12 protein-coding genes are annotated in these 14437 nt (G+C 64.4%); 7 read left to right on the top strand and 5 right to left on the bottom strand.

Going from position 1 to position 14437, the window contains the following annotated elements; translation table 11 throughout:
* Window positions 1-2 precede the first annotated feature (2 nt).
* Together TU75_RS13590 and TU75_RS13585 are read right to left on the bottom strand one after the other, a co-directional pair.
* Window positions 3-866, bottom strand: coding sequence for an EthD domain-containing protein (locus TU75_RS13590; RefSeq protein ID WP_060549224.1), 864 nt, complete (start codon window positions 864-866; stop codon window positions 3-5).
* A gap of 97 nt (window positions 867-963) precedes the next feature.
* The gene (locus tag TU75_RS13585) at window positions 964-2709 is read right to left on the bottom strand and encodes a sigma-54-dependent Fis family transcriptional regulator (RefSeq protein WP_060549223.1); all 1746 of its coding nucleotides are present in this window, start codon (window positions 2707-2709) and stop codon (window positions 964-966) included.
* Between the two features lie 479 nt (window positions 2710-3188).
* On the opposite strand from TU75_RS13585, the gene TU75_RS13580 reads away from it, so the two are divergent.
* The 3 genes from TU75_RS13580 (at window position 3189) to TU75_RS13570 (ending at window position 6506) form a co-directional block, all read left to right on the top strand.
* Window positions 3189-4664: a benzaldehyde dehydrogenase gene (locus TU75_RS13580; RefSeq protein ID WP_060549222.1), complete on the top strand. Its 1476-nt coding sequence runs from the start codon at window positions 3189-3191 to the stop codon at window positions 4662-4664.
* A gap of 55 nt (window positions 4665-4719) precedes the next feature.
* A complete protein-coding gene (locus tag TU75_RS13575; protein ID WP_060549221.1) occupies window positions 4720-5487 on the top strand; it encodes a coniferyl-alcohol dehydrogenase in 768 nt (255 codons plus the stop codon).
* Window positions 5488-5558: 71 nt separating this feature from the next.
* Window positions 5559-6506, top strand: coding sequence for a SphA family protein (locus TU75_RS13570; RefSeq protein ID WP_060549220.1), 948 nt, complete (start codon window positions 5559-5561; stop codon window positions 6504-6506).
* Window positions 6507-6512: 6 nt separating this feature from the next.
* Here TU75_RS13570 and TU75_RS13565 read toward each other — a convergent pair whose 3' ends face one another.
* Window positions 6513-6971, bottom strand: a complete 459-nt coding sequence (locus tag TU75_RS13565; RefSeq protein WP_003231936.1) for a MarR family winged helix-turn-helix transcriptional regulator — start codon at window positions 6969-6971, stop codon at window positions 6513-6515.
* A gap of 188 nt (window positions 6972-7159) precedes the next feature.
* On the opposite strand from TU75_RS13565, the gene TU75_RS13560 reads away from it, so the two are divergent.
* The 3 genes from TU75_RS13560 (at window position 7160) to TU75_RS13550 (ending at window position 10858) form a co-directional block, all read left to right on the top strand.
* Complete coding sequence (locus TU75_RS13560; RefSeq protein ID WP_003231934.1) at window positions 7160-7990, top strand: p-hydroxycinnamoyl CoA hydratase/lyase; 831 nt, start codon at window positions 7160-7162, stop codon at window positions 7988-7990.
* 228 nt (window positions 7991-8218) lie between these two features.
* On the top strand, window positions 8219-10081 hold the full coding sequence (locus tag TU75_RS13555) for a feruloyl-CoA synthase (protein WP_060549219.1): 1863 nt from the start codon (window positions 8219-8221) through the stop codon (window positions 10079-10081).
* Between the two features lie 63 nt (window positions 10082-10144).
* Window positions 10145-10858, top strand: a complete 714-nt coding sequence (locus tag TU75_RS13550; protein ID WP_015371693.1) for a GntR family transcriptional regulator — start codon at window positions 10145-10147, stop codon at window positions 10856-10858.
* Window positions 10859-10864: 6 nt separating this feature from the next.
* Here the strand turns inward: TU75_RS13550 and TU75_RS13545 are convergent, their stop codons facing one another.
* Together TU75_RS13545 and TU75_RS13540 are read right to left on the bottom strand one after the other, a co-directional pair.
* Entirely contained in the window at window positions 10865-11815 is a 951-nt protein-coding gene (locus TU75_RS13545) for a PDR/VanB family oxidoreductase (RefSeq protein WP_060549218.1), read from the bottom strand.
* The gene (locus TU75_RS13540; protein ID WP_060549217.1) at window positions 11812-12852 is read right to left on the bottom strand and encodes an aromatic ring-hydroxylating dioxygenase subunit alpha; all 1041 of its coding nucleotides are present in this window, start codon (window positions 12850-12852) and stop codon (window positions 11812-11814) included. The genes TU75_RS13545 and TU75_RS13540 overlap by 4 nt, the downstream gene beginning before the upstream one ends.
* A 257-nt stretch (window positions 12853-13109) precedes the next feature.
* On the opposite strand from TU75_RS13540, the gene TU75_RS13535 reads away from it, so the two are divergent.
* Window positions 13110-14372 carry a serine hydrolase domain-containing protein gene (locus TU75_RS13535; RefSeq protein ID WP_060549216.1) on the top strand — a complete coding sequence of 421 codons (1263 nt, stop codon included), beginning with the start codon at window positions 13110-13112 and terminating at the stop codon, window positions 14370-14372.
* The last annotated feature ends 65 nt before the right edge of the window (window positions 14373-14437 follow it).

Below are 14437 nucleotides of genomic sequence, written 5' to 3'. Positions count from 1 at the left end.
GTTCAACCGCGCAGGAACAACTGCTCGACCTCGGGGTTGAGCTGGTTGTTGGCTCCCAGGTACTCGATCAACTGCGCCGCCCTGCTGCCGCGCAGCCCGGCGGTGGTCAGCGTTTTGTCGTTGACGTAGGTGTAGAGGCCGGACACCGCGAAGGCCTTGAGCTGGGCGATGTGGTGGGCCTGACCCGCCAGGGTGCGCTGGAAGGTATCGCTGGCAAAGAATGCGCGTCGCGTCAGCGGGCTCGCGAAGGCAATTTCCATGATTGCCAGTTCTTCCCGCGCGGGGCTGGCATGGTGCGCGACATTCGGCGCCGGCGGGTGCATGCCGTCATTGTCGAAGCGCGACGTCAGGTGCAGCGTAAGTTTCATCACTTCATCGGCGTTGCCGAGCACGGCGGCCAGCTCCTGGGTGAGGTAGTCGTGCAGTTCGGCGAGGCTGCCGCGCGGGCTGACATGCACATGCAGGCGGTCGACGCTGTCCGCGCCGTTGAAGGTGCTGTCGTGCAAGCGATTGACGCGTTTTTGCGAGCCGTGCGGCAGATCGTAGGCGAGGGTTTCCTCGAACATGTTTTGCTCGTCGGAAAACAGCAGTGAGGCGGCCTCCTGGAACAGCTTCTGGTCATCAGCGTTGGCGAAGCCAATCTCGACCCCGCCGTCCAGCTCGTAGTGTTCGATCTCGCTGATACCGTCGGCCAGCGGCCACAGGTGTGCATCCTGGTTTCGGTCGAAGTGATGCTGGATGTACAAACCGAGCCCCGGCAAGCGCGAGCACAGCGGCCCGTGCACATCGCGCCAGTAGGTGGCGAAGATGTCGTGGGGCACGCGTTCGCGACGTTTCACGGTGGTGTAGCTGTTCAGCTGGATCATCACGGGCTTCCTTCAATACGTTCTTCAAGAAGGGTGTGATCCAGGCGGTGACTCGGTCGTTCAAGATTTCTCCAAGCCAATCGCCGGGTCCCGTGCCTCAGCCCGGTTGCCGCTGGTGTTTCTTCAGCCGGTAGGCAAATTGCGCGCGACTCAGCCCCACCAGCCTGGCGGCGGCGGCCAGATTGCCGGCGTTGCGTTGCAGCGCTTCATTGATCAGGCGCGCTTCAAGGCCGTCGATGGAAAAGCCCTGGTCCAGTTGGCCAAGGGTGTCGAGCAGGGCAGGGTGCACCACGGCTGCGGCATTCGACAGGCTGCCTTGTTCATCCAGACTGTACGGGTCCGCCGGCATGGGTTCATTGCGAAACAGGTGCACCAGGTCGATGGCCTGGCCTTCGTCGCTGGCGATCAGGCCGCGTTCGATCAGGTTTTGCAGCTCGCGCACATTGCCGGCGAAGTCGTAGCGCAGCAGCACCTTGAGCGCGCGCATGGTCAGGCCGGCGGGCGTGCGCCCATAGTCCTGGCAGAAGCGCGTGAGGAATGCGTTGATCAGCAACGGAATGTCGTCGCGGCGTTCGCGCAGGGGCGGCAGCGCGATGGGGTAGACGTTGAGCCGGTAAAACAGGTCTTCGCGAAACGTGCCGTCGGCGACGGCTTTGCGCAGATCGATATTGGTGGCCGCCACCACCCGCACATCCACCTGCACAGCGCGCACGCCGCCGACCCGTTCGATTTCCCGCTCCTGCAGTGCGCGCAGCAGCTTGCTTTGCCCGGCCAGGCTGAGGCTGGTGATCTCATCCAGGAACAGCGTGCCGCCTTGGGCGCGTTCGAACCGTCCGGGGCGTGAATGGGTGGCGCCGGTGTAGGCGCCGCGCTCGACACCAAACAGTTCGGATTCGATCAGGTTGTCCGGGATGGCCGCGCAATTGAGCGCCACGAACGCGCCGTCACGGCGTGGGCTGAGCTGGTGCAACTGGCGGGCGAACATCTCTTTGCCCACGCCGGATTCGCCGCTGATCAGCACCGTCGCCGGGGTTGATGCGACCCGTGCCAGGGCTTGGGTGGCGGCGTTGAAGGTGGCGCTGGCGCCAATCAGCGTGTCCCTGGCGGTGCTGCCCGGGGGGCTGGCGGGCGTGGGTGCGAGCGGCGGAGTGCCGGGCGTCGGCGACGCATTCAGGTAGCGCAGGTCCTGCTCGGCGTCACCCCATTGCGCAGCGGTCTTGCCCACTACGCGGCAACTGCCGTGACCCATGCCGCGGCATTCGACCTCACGAAAAATCACCATCTGCCCGAAGAGCCCGCTGACGAACCCCATGGCGTAGCCGGTTTCGGTCCAGCACACCGGGTCTTGGCCGATGCCGTAGGCATTCACATGCTCATCGGCCTCGCATGAGTGGTGCCAGAGAAATTCGCCTTCGTAGAACCCGGAGTCGGCGTCGAACTTGAAATGCAGGGGCTCGACCTTGGTCATGCCTTCCAGCGTGTGCAGGTGGGTGCCGGCGCGAAACACGGCGGCGGCATCGGCGTGGGGCCAGCGCTCGCGGATCAGGCGCGCATCCCGTGCGCCCGAGGCGAAGCCGGTGCGGGTGAACAGGCCGCGTGCCTGCTCCAGCCCCAGGCGCTCGATGATCTCTGCCCGCAGCGCGCCGAATGACGAACCGTGCAGCAGCACCATGCGCTGGTCGTTGAGCCAGATGCGCCCGTCTTCGGGCGAAAAAAACAGGCAGTCGGCAAGCTCCGCCGGGGTGGGCGAGCTGCTGTCACTGAGCTGGCGACTGTCGCCACGCGGATGGAAAGGCGTGGTTGCCGCGTGAAGGTCGGGGTGTGCGCTGAAGGGATGAGTCATTGTTATGCCCTAATGCCGTTCAGTTAAGGAAAATGTGTTGGCTTATTGTGGCGAGCGGGCTTGCTCCGCGTTGGGGTGCGAAGCGCCCCCAATCCAGCAAAACGCGGTGTACCTGATCCGGCTCAGCGCCTGGTTTGGGGCTGCTGCGCAGCCCAACGCAGGACAAGCCTGCTCGCCACAGGGAATCTGCGCTTAACTGGACGGCGTTGTTGTTATGCCCCTGCAAAGCGTGTGATCGATATGAGTAACCGCTGAGATAGTTATTAAACATAACCTTATCAATTGAACAAGTGGCAGCGAGGCGGTTTTTGCAGAGGGTCCTGCGCATGTGCCTGAGCCGTGAACGGCAAGCCCCGACGCAGAGCCTTCGAGGCGTTATGTCAGCGCCGTGGCCTTTAAACGGCACAGCCCTTGCTCAAGGCTAGAGGCGGCGTCTGCCCTTGTGCAGACGATGACAATTACAAGAACCGGGAGTCACCATGTCAGTGTTTGAAACCACCCACCTGTTGCAACGGGCCATCGAGTCCGAGTGCCTGTTCGACGGCGACTGGATCCAAGCCTCGGGGGCTGCGCTCCCGGTGATTGAGCCGGCCACCGGCGAACCGCTGATGCAATGCGCCATGGCCAGCCCGGCCGACGTTGCCGTCGCCTCTCGCAGCGCGGCCCTGGCTCAGCCAGCTTGGGCCGCGCTTGGCCCACGGCAACGCGCCGAGGTGTTTCGCAAGGCCGCCGAGGTGGCGCAGCGGTCGTTCGCCGAACTGGCGCTGTACGTTGCCCGCGAAACCGGCGGTGCGCTGTACAAGGGCGAGCACGAGGTGCGCGAGGCGATAGTGCTGTTGCATCAGGCGGCGGGCCTGTTGTCCCAACCCCACGGGGTGGTACTGCCCAGTGAGGCCGGGCGGTTGTCCTATGCGCGGCGCCAGCCCCATGGCGTGGTGGGGGTGATCTCACCGTTCAATTTCCCCTTGGTGCTGTCGATGCGCTCGGTGGCGCCGGCCCTGGCCGCCGGCAATGCGGTGGTGCTCAAGCCCGACCCGCAAACCCCGGTCAGTGGCGGTTTTCTCATCGCGCGGCTGTTCGAAGAAGCGGGCCTGCCCAAAGGCTTGCTGCACGTGCTGCCAGGTGCGGCGCCGGCGGGCGAAGCGCTGTGCCGCGACCCCAATGTGCGCATGATCGCCTTCACCGGCTCCACGGCGGCGGGGCGCAAGGTTGCCGAAGTGGCCGGGCGGCACCTGAAAAAAGTCGCGCTGGAACTGGGCGGCAAGAACGCGTTGATCATTCTTGAAGACGCCGACCTGGACCTGGCCGCAAGCAATGCGGCCTGGGGTGCGTGGCTGCACCAGGGGCAGATCTGCATGGCGACCGGCTTGATTCTGGCCCACGAGTCCATCGCCGCCAGCCTCACGCGCAAACTGGTGGACAAGGCCCGCGCGCTGACCGTGGGCAATGCCGCCCGAGGCGAGGCCGCACTGGGTCCGTTGATCAATGAACGGCAATTGCAGCGCGTGCATGCCATCGTCAGTGACAGCCTGCAGGCCGGCGCGCGGCTGGAGGCAGGCGGTGAATACGACCGCTTGTTCTACCAGCCCACCGTGCTCAGCGGCGTGCGCCCTGGCATGCGCGTGTTCGAGGAGGAAGTGTTCGGGCCGGTGGCCACGGTGGTCAGTTTTGCCACGGACGAGGAGGCCATCGAATTGGCCAACCGCAGCGAGTACGGCCTCAGCGCCGCCATCATCTCGCCGTCGGTCGGCCGCGCCATGGCCATCGGCGAGCGGCTTGACTGCGGCCTGCTGCACATCAATGACCAGACCGTGGCCGACGAATGCATCAACCCGTTCGGCGGGCGCGGCGCCTCCGGCAATGGCGGCAACGTGGGCGGGCCGGCCGACTGGGACGAGTACACCCAGTGGCAGTGGGTCACGGTAAAAAACACGCCACCGACCTATCCCTTCTGAGTCCTGGCTCAGGGGTTGAAACACGCACGCCTATACAAAAACAAGAGGGCTGATGATGAACCTGCATAACAAAACCTTGATTGTCACGGGCGTCGCCTCCGGCATTGGCGCCGAAGTGGCGCGGCTGGCGCGGTTCCAGGGCGCGACGGTGATCGGTGTCGATCGCGCTGAACCGCACCTGACCCTGGATGGCTTCCTGCAAGCCGACCTCGGCGATGCGCAGAGTATCGACGCGCTGGTGGCGCGCTTGCCGGCGCGGGTCGACGCACTGTGCAACATTGCCGGCGTACCCGGCACGGCGCCGGCGCACACGGTGGCGCAGGTCAACTATCTGGGTGTGCGTCACCTCACCCAGACGCTGCTGCCGCGCATGCCGGCGGGCGCCAGCGTGGTCAATGTCGCCTCGATCCTCGGCGCGCAATGGCCGCAGCGCCTGGAGCAGCACAAGTCGCTGGCCGCAACCGACAGCTTCGCCGCCGGGCAGCAGTGGCTGGCGGCCAATCCGGTGGAACAGGCCACCTGTTATCAGTATTTCAAGGAAGCGCTGATTGTCTGGAGTTACCAGCAGGCCCAAGGCTGGTTTCGCGATCATGGGGTGCGCATCAACTGCGTGGCGCCGGGGCCGGTGTTTACGCCGATCCTTGGCGATTTCGTCAGCATGCTCGGGCCGGAACGCGTGGCCCGCGACAGCCAGCGCATGACCCGTCCGGCCCTGGCCGATGAGGTGGCGGCGGTGATTGCCTTCCTCTGCTCGTATGCTTCGCGCTGGGTCAACGGGGTCAATCTGCCGGTGGACGGCGGGCTGGCGGCCACCTACGTGTAAGCACACGCAACCCCGGTGTGGAGCCCTGCACCGGGGGTCTTGAACAACAACAAAAATACAGGACATACAAGATGCTCAAGCCTATCTTGCGGACGGCTGCGGCCGTGACGTTCATCGCCGTGTCGTCCACGGCCCATGCCTATGACTTGCCCGGGCTCAACCTGGGCAGCACCAGTTTCTACGACGGCTCACCGGCCCCGGCGGGCCCGGGCTGGTACCTGGAGGAATACCTGACGTACGCCCGCGCCAGTCGCTTCAATGACGCCAACGGCAACAAGCTGGCCCTGCCGCGACAGGACGTGGAAGTGCTGGCGCCGACCACGCAGATCATCTACGTCGGCCAGCCCCTGGCCAACGGCGCGATGCCTGGATTCACCCTGATCAACACCTCCCTGGCTCACGCCGATGTCGACGATGGTCTGAACAACGCGGCGCTGAGTTCGCGGGCGGGTTTTGGCGACCTGACGGTGGGGGCGTTTCTGCAACTGCCGACCCTTAGCCGGGCCGATGGCAGCCCCTTGCTGACCCAGCGCGTGGAGGCCGATGTGTCGATACCGGTGGGCGCCTATGACCGCACGCGCTCGATCAACCCGGGCAGCAACTTTTGGTCATTCAACCCGTATTACGCGGCGACCTACTGGTTCAGCCCCAAGTGGTCGGCCAGCGGGCGTTTCATGTACCTGTGGAACGGCAGGAACGACGAGCCGCAGGCGGGCTTCGGTGACGTCTCCAACACCCAGGCCGGCCAGGCGCTGCATGCCAACCTGACCCTGCAATATGCCGTGAGCGAGCAACTGAGCGTGGGCCTCAACGGTTACTGGTTGAAGCAGATCACTGATACCGAGGTGGACGGCCATGCCGTCAGCGGGCGGCGGGAAAAGGTCTGGGCCATCGGCCCGGGGCTGGCCTATGGGTTCAACAAGGAGAACGTGCTGTCGGTGAACGCCTACTTCGAGCAGCAGGCCGAGAACCGCACCCAGGGCAACAAGCTGGTGCTCAACTGGCTGCACAAGTTCTAGGGGCACTCAGTCCTGGTAAACCTTCTTCAGCAGGCGCAGCAGGGTGGCGCGTTCCTCGCTGTCCAGCGCGGCGGTGGCGTCCAGGTCGCTCTGGGCGGCGATGTCCTTGAGTGTCTTGAGCAGGGTTTCGCCGCTCTTGCTGAGGAAGATGCCATAGGAGCGCTTGTCCGGCTTGCAGCGCAGGCGCACGGCGAGGGCGCGGCTTTCCAGTTTGTTGAGCAACGGCACCACCTGCGGCGGCTCGATGGCCAGGGCGCGGGCCAGGTCGGTCTGCATCAGGCCGGGGTTCTGTTCGATGATCGCCAGGGCCGAGAACTGCGCGGGACGCAGGTCGTGTTCGGCCAACCGGCCGATCAGGTTCTGGAACAGCTTGAGCTGGGCGCGGCGCATGGCGTAGCCGATCAGGTCATCCAGCGCCGAATCCAGCGGCGGCGGCATGTCGGTGATAGGGGAAGGCTTGGCCATTACGATGCAATCCTCAAAGGGTGGTTATGAAGGCTATGCAGTTTGCCGGGGTTGACGCTCCGTGGCTATGCCAGCGTTGTACAAAGTCAGTAAAACAAGGGAAAGTCGGGTTAATAGTTAATTGACATAACTATATTTGCGGTTTAGTTTCGAAGCATCTTCACTCCCCAGAACAAGAGCGTATCGCCATGAGCAATTACGAAGGTCGTTGGAGCACTGTCAAGGTTGAGATCGAGCAAGGCATCGCCTGGGTCATCCTCAACCGTCCGGAAAAACGCAACGCGATGAGCCCCACCCTCAACCGCGAAATGATCGACGTGCTGGAAACCCTGGAGCAGGACCCGGACGCCGGCGTGTTGGTGCTGACCGGTGCCGGTGAGGCCTGGACCGCAGGCATGGACCTCAAGGAATATTTTCGCGAAGTGGATGCCGGCCCGGAAATCCTCCAGGAAAAAATCCGCCGCGAAGCGTCGCAATGGCAGTGGAAATTGCTGCGCATGTACGCCAAACCCACCATCGCCATGGTCAACGGCTGGTGCTTCGGCGGTGGCTTCAGCCCGCTGGTGGCCTGTGATCTGGCGATCTGCGCCGATGAAGCCACCTTCGGTCTCTCGGAAATCAACTGGGGCATCCCGCCGGGCAACCTGGTGAGCAAAGCCATGGCCGACACCGTGGGCCATCGTCAATCGCTGTACTACATCATGACCGGCAAGACCTTCGGCGGGCAAAAAGCCGCCGAAATGGGCCTGGTCAACGAGAGCGTGCCCTTGGCGCAACTGCGGGAAGTCACCCTCGAGCTGGCGCGCAACCTGCTGGAGAAAAACCCGGTGGTACTGCGTGCGGCCAAGCATGGTTTCAAGCGTTGCCGCGAACTGACCTGGGAGCAGAACGAGGATTACCTCTACGCCAAGCTCGATCAGTCGCGTTTGCTCGACACCGAAGGCGGCCGCGAGCAGGGCATGAAACAGTTCCTCGACGACAAGAGCATCAAGCCTGGCCTGCAGACCTACAAACGCTGAGCGCAACGGCCATCGGCCGCTCCTTGCAACCCCGCTTGAACGTGTTCCCGATAAAGACAACAAGAGGAATCACCATGCTGGACGTAACCCTGTTCTGCGCGTGTGCCGCGCTGGTGCCCAACGCGCCTGGTTCCCGTCTGTTTGACGCCGCTGGACATTACCCGATCTGAGCCGGCGCCGCCGCGTCGCGGTGGCCCCGTACCTTCAAAAACGGCAGAGGACACCCCCGTGAGTTCCGAATTCAGATCGCAACCCCAGCCCGCCCCGCGCTACCGTAACGTGTCCATCGGCCAAGCGCCGGTGGCAATCACTGAAGAAGAGGGCGTGCTGCACATGCGCTCCCTGGAACCCCTGGCGCCGTTGCCGCCGCGCCTGCTGGACCGGCTGGTGCACTGGGCGCAGGTGCGGCCCGCGCAGACCTTTATCGCAGCGCGCCAGGCCGACGGTGACTGGCGCCACGTCAGCTACAAGGACATGCTCGACAGCGTGCGCGCGATTGCCCAAAGCCTGCTCGGTTACGGGCTGTCGGCGCACAGGCCGCTGGCGTTGCTCTCGGGCAACGACATCGAGCACCTGCAGATGGCGCTCGGCGCGATGTACGCCGGTATTCCCTACAGCCCGGTGTCGCCGGCGTATGCGTTGTTGTCCCAGGATTTCGCCAAGCTGCGGCACGTGTGCGACCTGCTGCAACCGGGGTTGGTGTTCGTCAGCGATGGCGCCGCTTACCAGCGCGCGATCGAGGCGGTATTGCCGGCTACAACACCGCTGATCACGGTGCGCGGCGAGGTGCCGGGGCGTGCCTGCATACCGTTCGCCAGCCTGCTGCAAACCCCTGGCGGCCAGGCGGCCGAGGCGGCGTTCGAGGCCACGGGACCGGACAGCATCGCCAAGTTCCTGTTCACCTCCGGCTCCACCAAGCTGCCCAAGGCGGTGGTCACCACCCAGCGCATGCTCTGCGCCAACCAGCAAATGCTGCTGCAGACCTTTCCGGTGTTCGGCGAGGAGCCGCCGGTGCTGGTGGACTGGCTGCCGTGGAACCACACCTTTGGCGGCAGCCACAACGTGGGCATCGTGCTCTACAACGGTGGCACCTTTTACCTCGATGACGGCAAACCCACGGCCCAGGGTTTCGCCCAGACCCTGCGCAACCTCAAGGAAGTGTCGCCCACGGCCTACCTCACCGTGCCCAAGGGCTGGGAAGAACTGGTCAATGCCCTGGAGCAGGACGGCGAACTGCGCGAGCGGTTTTTTGCGCGCATGAAACTGTTCTTCTTTGCCGCCGCCGGCCTTTCGCAAAGTATCTGGGACCGCCTCGACCGCGTGGCCGAACAACACTGCGGCGAGCGCATCCGCATGATGGCCGGGCTGGGCATGACCGAAGCCGCGCCGTCCTGCACCTTCACCACCGGGCCGCTGTCCATGGCCGGCTACATCGGTTTGCCCGCGCCGGGCTGCGAAGTGTGCCTGGTGCCGGTGGACGGCAAGCTGGAAGGGCGCTTTCGCGGGCCTCATATCATGCCGGGCTACTGGCGCGCGCCGGAGCAGACCGCCGAGGTGTTCGACGAGCGAGGCTTCTACTGTTCGGGGGACGCGATCAAGCTCGCCGATGCGCAGCAGCCGCAGTTGGGGTTGATGTTCGACGGGCGCATCGCCGAGGACTTCAAGCTGTCCTCCGGGGTGTTCGTCAGCGTCGGGCCGTTGCGCAACCGCGCGGTGCTCGAAGGCTCGCCCTATGTGCAGGACCTGGTGATCACCGCGCCGGACCGCGAGTGCCTCGGCGCGCTGGTCTTCCCCAGACTCTATGAGTGCCGGCGGCTGGCTGGCCTGCACGCCGACGCCAGCGACGCCCAGGTGCTTGCCAGCGCGCCGGTGCGCCAGTGGTTCGGCGACTGGCTGCAGCGACTCAATCGTGACGCGACCGGCAATGCCAGCCGCGTGGAGTGGATCGCCTTGCTCGACGAGCCGGCGTCCATCGACCGTGGGGAGATCACCGACAAGGGCTCGATCAACCAGCGTGCGGTGCTGCAATGGCGCGCGGCGCGGGTCGAGGCGCTGTATCGCGGCGAAGACCCCACAGTGCTGCGCGCCTGACGCGCGCTGCGGCACTGCGCTGCGGTACTATGGCAGCCCCCTGTTTTTCTGGAAGCTGCCTGGATGAGCAAGCCCGGTCAATTGGTGCTGGTTGCACTGCGCAAGATGATTGCCAGCGGAGAGCTGGCGGCGGGCGAGCGGCTGCTGGAAGTGCCCACCGCGCAGCGCTTCGGTGTGTCGCGCATGCCGGTGCGCATGGCCTTCCGTACCCTCGAACAGGAAGGCCTGCTGGTGCCGTTTGGCGGGCGCGGGTATCAGGTGCGCTCGGTCAGCCCCAGCGATATCGCCGGCGCGGTCGAAGTGCGTGGCGTGCTCGAAGGGCTGGCGGCGCGTCAGGCCGCCGAGCATGGGCTGTCCGACGAGGCGCGGCGCGCGCTGGAGCGTTGCCTGGTGGAGGGCGATCAACTGTTCGAAAAGGGCTATGTCACCGAGGACGACCTGGAGGTCTACCACGACCTGAACATGCGTTTTCATCAGGTCATCGTCGCCGGCAGCCACAACCCGGCAATCACCGACGCGCTGGCACGCAACGATCACCTGCCGTTCGCTTCCGTCACCGCGCTGGCCATCGACCGCGAGGACATGGCGCGCGAATACCGGCGTTTCAACTATGCCCACCTGCAGCATCACTCGGTGTTCGATGCGCTGGTCAATCGCCAGGGCGCGCGGGCCGAGGCGATCATGCGCGAGCATGCCAACGCGACCTTGCGCTATGCCGAAATTTTCAGCGCCGCCACCGCCCGCGAGCGGATCAAGGTCATTGTGCCGGCGTCTTGAGGCGGGTCAGATATCCAGCACCAGCCGCGCGCTTTTCGCACGCGAACAGCACGGCGTGAACTGATCGTTGAGCGCCTGTTCCTGCTCGGTGAGAAACAGGTCGCGGTGTTCGGGAATGCCGTCGAGCACACGGGTCAGGCAGGTGCCGCAAATGCCTTGTTCGCACGACACGGCAATCTCGATGCCGTGGCTTTGCAGGACCTGCACCACGCTCTTGTCGGCGGGGATATCGAACACCTCACCGCTGCTGGCGACCTGCACCGAGAACGCCCCATCAACACTTGCGTCCACCGTCGGCGCCGAGAAGTACTCGCGGTGCAGGCAATCCTCCTGCCAGCCCTGGGCGCGTGCGCTGTCGAGCACATGCTGCATGAAACCGCCGGGGCCGCACACGTACAGGTGCACGTCGGCCGCCGGAGCAGCCAGGACCTCGGCGGCGTTGAGGGCGGTGTGCGGTTGCGTGTCAAAATGCAGGAACACGCGCTCGGCAAACGCCGATGCCTCGAGCCGCTGCACAAACGCTGCGCGCTCACTGGCGCGGGCGCAGTAATGCAGTTCGAAGTCGGCGCCGGCCTCGGCCAGGTGCTCGGCCATGCACAGGATCGGGGTGATGCCGATGCCGCCGGCAAACAGCAGGCTGCGTCGCGCCTGCGGGGCGAGGGGGAACAGGTTGCGCGGCTCGCTGATGCTCAGGCGCGTGCCCACCTGCACCTGTTCGTGCAGGCTGCGCGAGCCGCCACGCGTGGCCGGGTCCTTGAGCACGCCGATCAGATAGCGATGGCGCTCTTTGGGGTGATTGCACAGCGAATACTGACGCAGCAGCCCATCCGGCACGTGCACGTCGATGTGTGATCCGGCGCTGAACGCCGGCAGCGGCGTGCCGTCGACGCTGGTCAGCTCATAGCTGCAAATATCCAGCGCCTCGTCGTTGCGGCACGTCACCACGACCTCGATCATGTTGGCTCTCCGGCGCGTTCCCTGGCGATCAGGCGTTCGAGAATCTTGCGCGACTGCACACCCCCGGCATCGATATTCAGCTTGAGCAGCTTGCGCGTGGGGTGTGCCAGCAGGTTCTGTTGCTGGCGTTCGAGCATCTCCAGGTCTTCGCTGAAAATCTTGCCCTGACCTTCACGAATACTGGCGGTCAGCGCCTCGTCCTGCGGCTGGAAATTGCGCGCCATGCCCCAGAAATACCAGATCGAGGTGTCGGTCTGCGGGGTGATGAAATCCACCACGATGCTCGCCGCCTTGTGTTCCGGCGCGGCGTGGTAGCCGCCTTTGCCGGCGTGGGCCACGCCGACTTCGATCATCACGTGACTGGGCGGGCTGAAGCGGCAGATCTGCCAGCGGTCCACCGGCACATCGTCGGCCAGTTGGTTGCCGCGCAGCGCCATGCGCCAGAAGGGCGGCGCCATGATGTTCTGCATGTGCCGGGCGGTCACCACCTCATCGCCTTCCACCGTGGTCACGGGCGGTGCTTCGTCGATTTCTTTTTGGCCGATGCTGGAGGCGTGCACGTAGGTTTCGTGGGTCAGGTCCATCAGGTTGTCGATCATCAGGCGGTAATCGCACTGGATGTCGAACAGCCCGCCGCCGTAAGCCCAGTGCTCGCTGTCGGCCCATTCCAGGTGCGGAATCAGCGCGGGGTCGGCCTGCGCCTGATCGCCGGGCCACACCCAGATAAAGCCGTGACGCTCGACAGCGGCGAAAGCCTTGTTGCACGGAAACCCGCGTACCCGCTGGCCGGGCATCTCCACGGTCTTGCCATCGCCACCCATCACCAGGCCGTGATAGCCGCATACCAGGTTTCCGTTTTCGACATAGCCCAGGGACAGCGGCGCCCCGCGATGAGGGCAGAAGTCTTCAAGGGCTCTGACCTGATCCGTGTGGTCTCGATAAAACACCAGCTTTTCCCCGCAAATCTGTCGACCCAGGGGTTTGTGCGCCAATTCATCGGGGGTGCAGGCGACGTACCACGTGTTTTTCGGATACATGACGGTTCTCCAGGCTGATCGTTGTTCTTATTTAATGGATCCATTAGAGGCGAGCGGGGTTATGCGGTCAATTCAGTATTTTCAGGTTTCATGGAAAATATGGGCGATTATCGGCCGCTTTTTTATGAATTATTGGATCCATAATCGGTGGGGTTTACTGAAATATCTGTTAAATATTTTATTGACTAAAATAATTAATAAGCGTAATTATTTTCCTGCATCTGCTCTCACGCAGAGTCATTTCCAGGATCACAGAGATGAGCCAGAACGCCGTCCCCTTACTCGTCAGGCTGTATGTCGAGGCCAATGAATCTTCACCGCTGGAGCCAACCGCACCGCGCCTGATGCAGGGGTTTCCCGCCGCGCCGGAGCAGCGCGTGACCTGGGATAACTGGATGCGCCCGCCGTTCAACCGCTGGGGCTTTCGTCACCTGGCGCAGTTGCGTCCCTCCATTGATGTGCAGGCCGGGCGTGGCCCGTGCGCGCCGCTGGTGGACGCGCCCCAGGCGCTGGATGAGTTGCACTTTGACAGCGTCTGCGGCCTGAGCATCAGCGTGCTCGACCACCTCAAGGCCAGTCACACCGACGGCCTGCTGGTGCTGCAGGGCGATCAGGTGCTGTTCGAGCGTTATTTCAACGGCCAGCGGCCGGACGATCGCCACATCATGTTTTCGGTGACCAAGTCGCTGATCGGCGTGCTCGGCGAACAATTGGTCAGCGAGACGATGCTTGACCCGACGCGTCTGGTCGCCAGCTACGTGCCGGAGCTTGCGGGCAGCGCCTTTGGCGATGCGACGGTGCGCCAGCTGTTCGACATGGCAGTGGGCATCGACTACCGCGAGGTGTACGACGACCCGACGTCCGAGAGTTCGCAATATGGCTACGCCTGCGGCTTCAACCCGGCGCCGAGCCAATATTGCGACTTCGAATCCCTCTACCAATATCTGCCGTCGCTGCGCAAACGCGGTGAGCACGGCGGATTCTTCCATTACGTGACCGCCGCCACCGAGGCGCTGGCCTGGGTTATGGAGCGCGCCTCCGGCGTGCCCTGCGCGCAGCTGTTGCAGAGGGTCTGGAGTCAGCTGGGGTGCGAGCGCGACGGTTACTTCATGGCCGACCCTTGGGGCCGCAGCGTGGCCGGCGCCGGTTTCAGCGCGACCCTGCGCGACATGGCGCGCTTCGGCCGACTGCTGGCCAATGACGGCCGCCACGGCGCCGAGCAACTGCTGCCAAGCGAGGCCATCGCGCGCATCGCCAGGGGCGCGGACCCTGCGATCTACGCGGCCAACCCGGACTTCTCCGAGTGGGCCCCCGGCGCGTCCTACCGCAGCCAGTGGTACGTGTTCAATGACCACAGCCAGGCGCTGATGGCGGGCGGCATCCATGGCCAATACCTGTTCATCGACAAACCGTCCCGCGTGGTGATCGTCAAGCAGTCATCGCTGCCCGAGGCCGTCGGCCCGTTCGATGCCGACAGCGTGCGCATGCTGCGCGCCATCGCGGCGCACCTGACGCGCTGACGCCATTTTCAACAATAACGATCCGCGTCCGGATTCCACCTGGCTCGCCCAGGTGTTGGCGGCGT

It is taken from the genome of Pseudomonas poae (genome assembly GCF_001439785.1).
GTDB classification, from domain to species: Bacteria; Pseudomonadota; Gammaproteobacteria; order Pseudomonadales; family Pseudomonadaceae; genus Aquipseudomonas; species Aquipseudomonas poae.
The sequence above is the reverse complement of the archived record's forward strand: the minus strand, read 5'-3'. Positions and strand labels throughout refer to the sequence as shown.

Excerpts from the sequence above, each read along its gene's own strand:
- TU75_RS13580 (WP_060549222.1), top strand. The coding sequence starts at position 3,189 with ATGTCAGTGTTTGAAACCACCCACCTGTTGCAACGGGCCATCGAGTCC.
- TU75_RS13545 (WP_060549218.1), bottom strand. The coding sequence starts at position 11,815 with ATGATCGAGGTCGTGGTGACGTGCCGCAACGACGAGGCGCTGGATATT.
- TU75_RS13565 (WP_003231936.1), bottom strand. The coding sequence starts at position 6,971 with ATGGCCAAGCCTTCCCCTATCACCGACATGCCGCCGCCGCTGGATTCG.
- TU75_RS13540 (WP_060549217.1), bottom strand. The coding sequence starts at position 12,852 with ATGTATCCGAAAAACACGTGGTACGTCGCCTGCACCCCCGATGAATTG.
- TU75_RS13570 (WP_060549220.1), top strand. The coding sequence starts at position 5,559 with ATGCTCAAGCCTATCTTGCGGACGGCTGCGGCCGTGACGTTCATCGCC.
- TU75_RS13535 (WP_060549216.1), top strand. The coding sequence starts at position 13,110 with ATGAGCCAGAACGCCGTCCCCTTACTCGTCAGGCTGTATGTCGAGGCC.
- TU75_RS13575 (WP_060549221.1), top strand. The coding sequence starts at position 4,720 with ATGAACCTGCATAACAAAACCTTGATTGTCACGGGCGTCGCCTCCGGC.
- TU75_RS13560 (WP_003231934.1), top strand. The coding sequence starts at position 7,160 with ATGAGCAATTACGAAGGTCGTTGGAGCACTGTCAAGGTTGAGATCGAG.
- TU75_RS13585 (WP_060549223.1), bottom strand. The coding sequence starts at position 2,709 with ATGACTCATCCCTTCAGCGCACACCCCGACCTTCACGCGGCAACCACG.
- TU75_RS13590 (WP_060549224.1), bottom strand. The coding sequence starts at position 866 with ATGATCCAGCTGAACAGCTACACCACCGTGAAACGTCGCGAACGCGTG.
- TU75_RS13550 (WP_015371693.1), top strand. The coding sequence starts at position 10,145 with ATGAGCAAGCCCGGTCAATTGGTGCTGGTTGCACTGCGCAAGATGATT.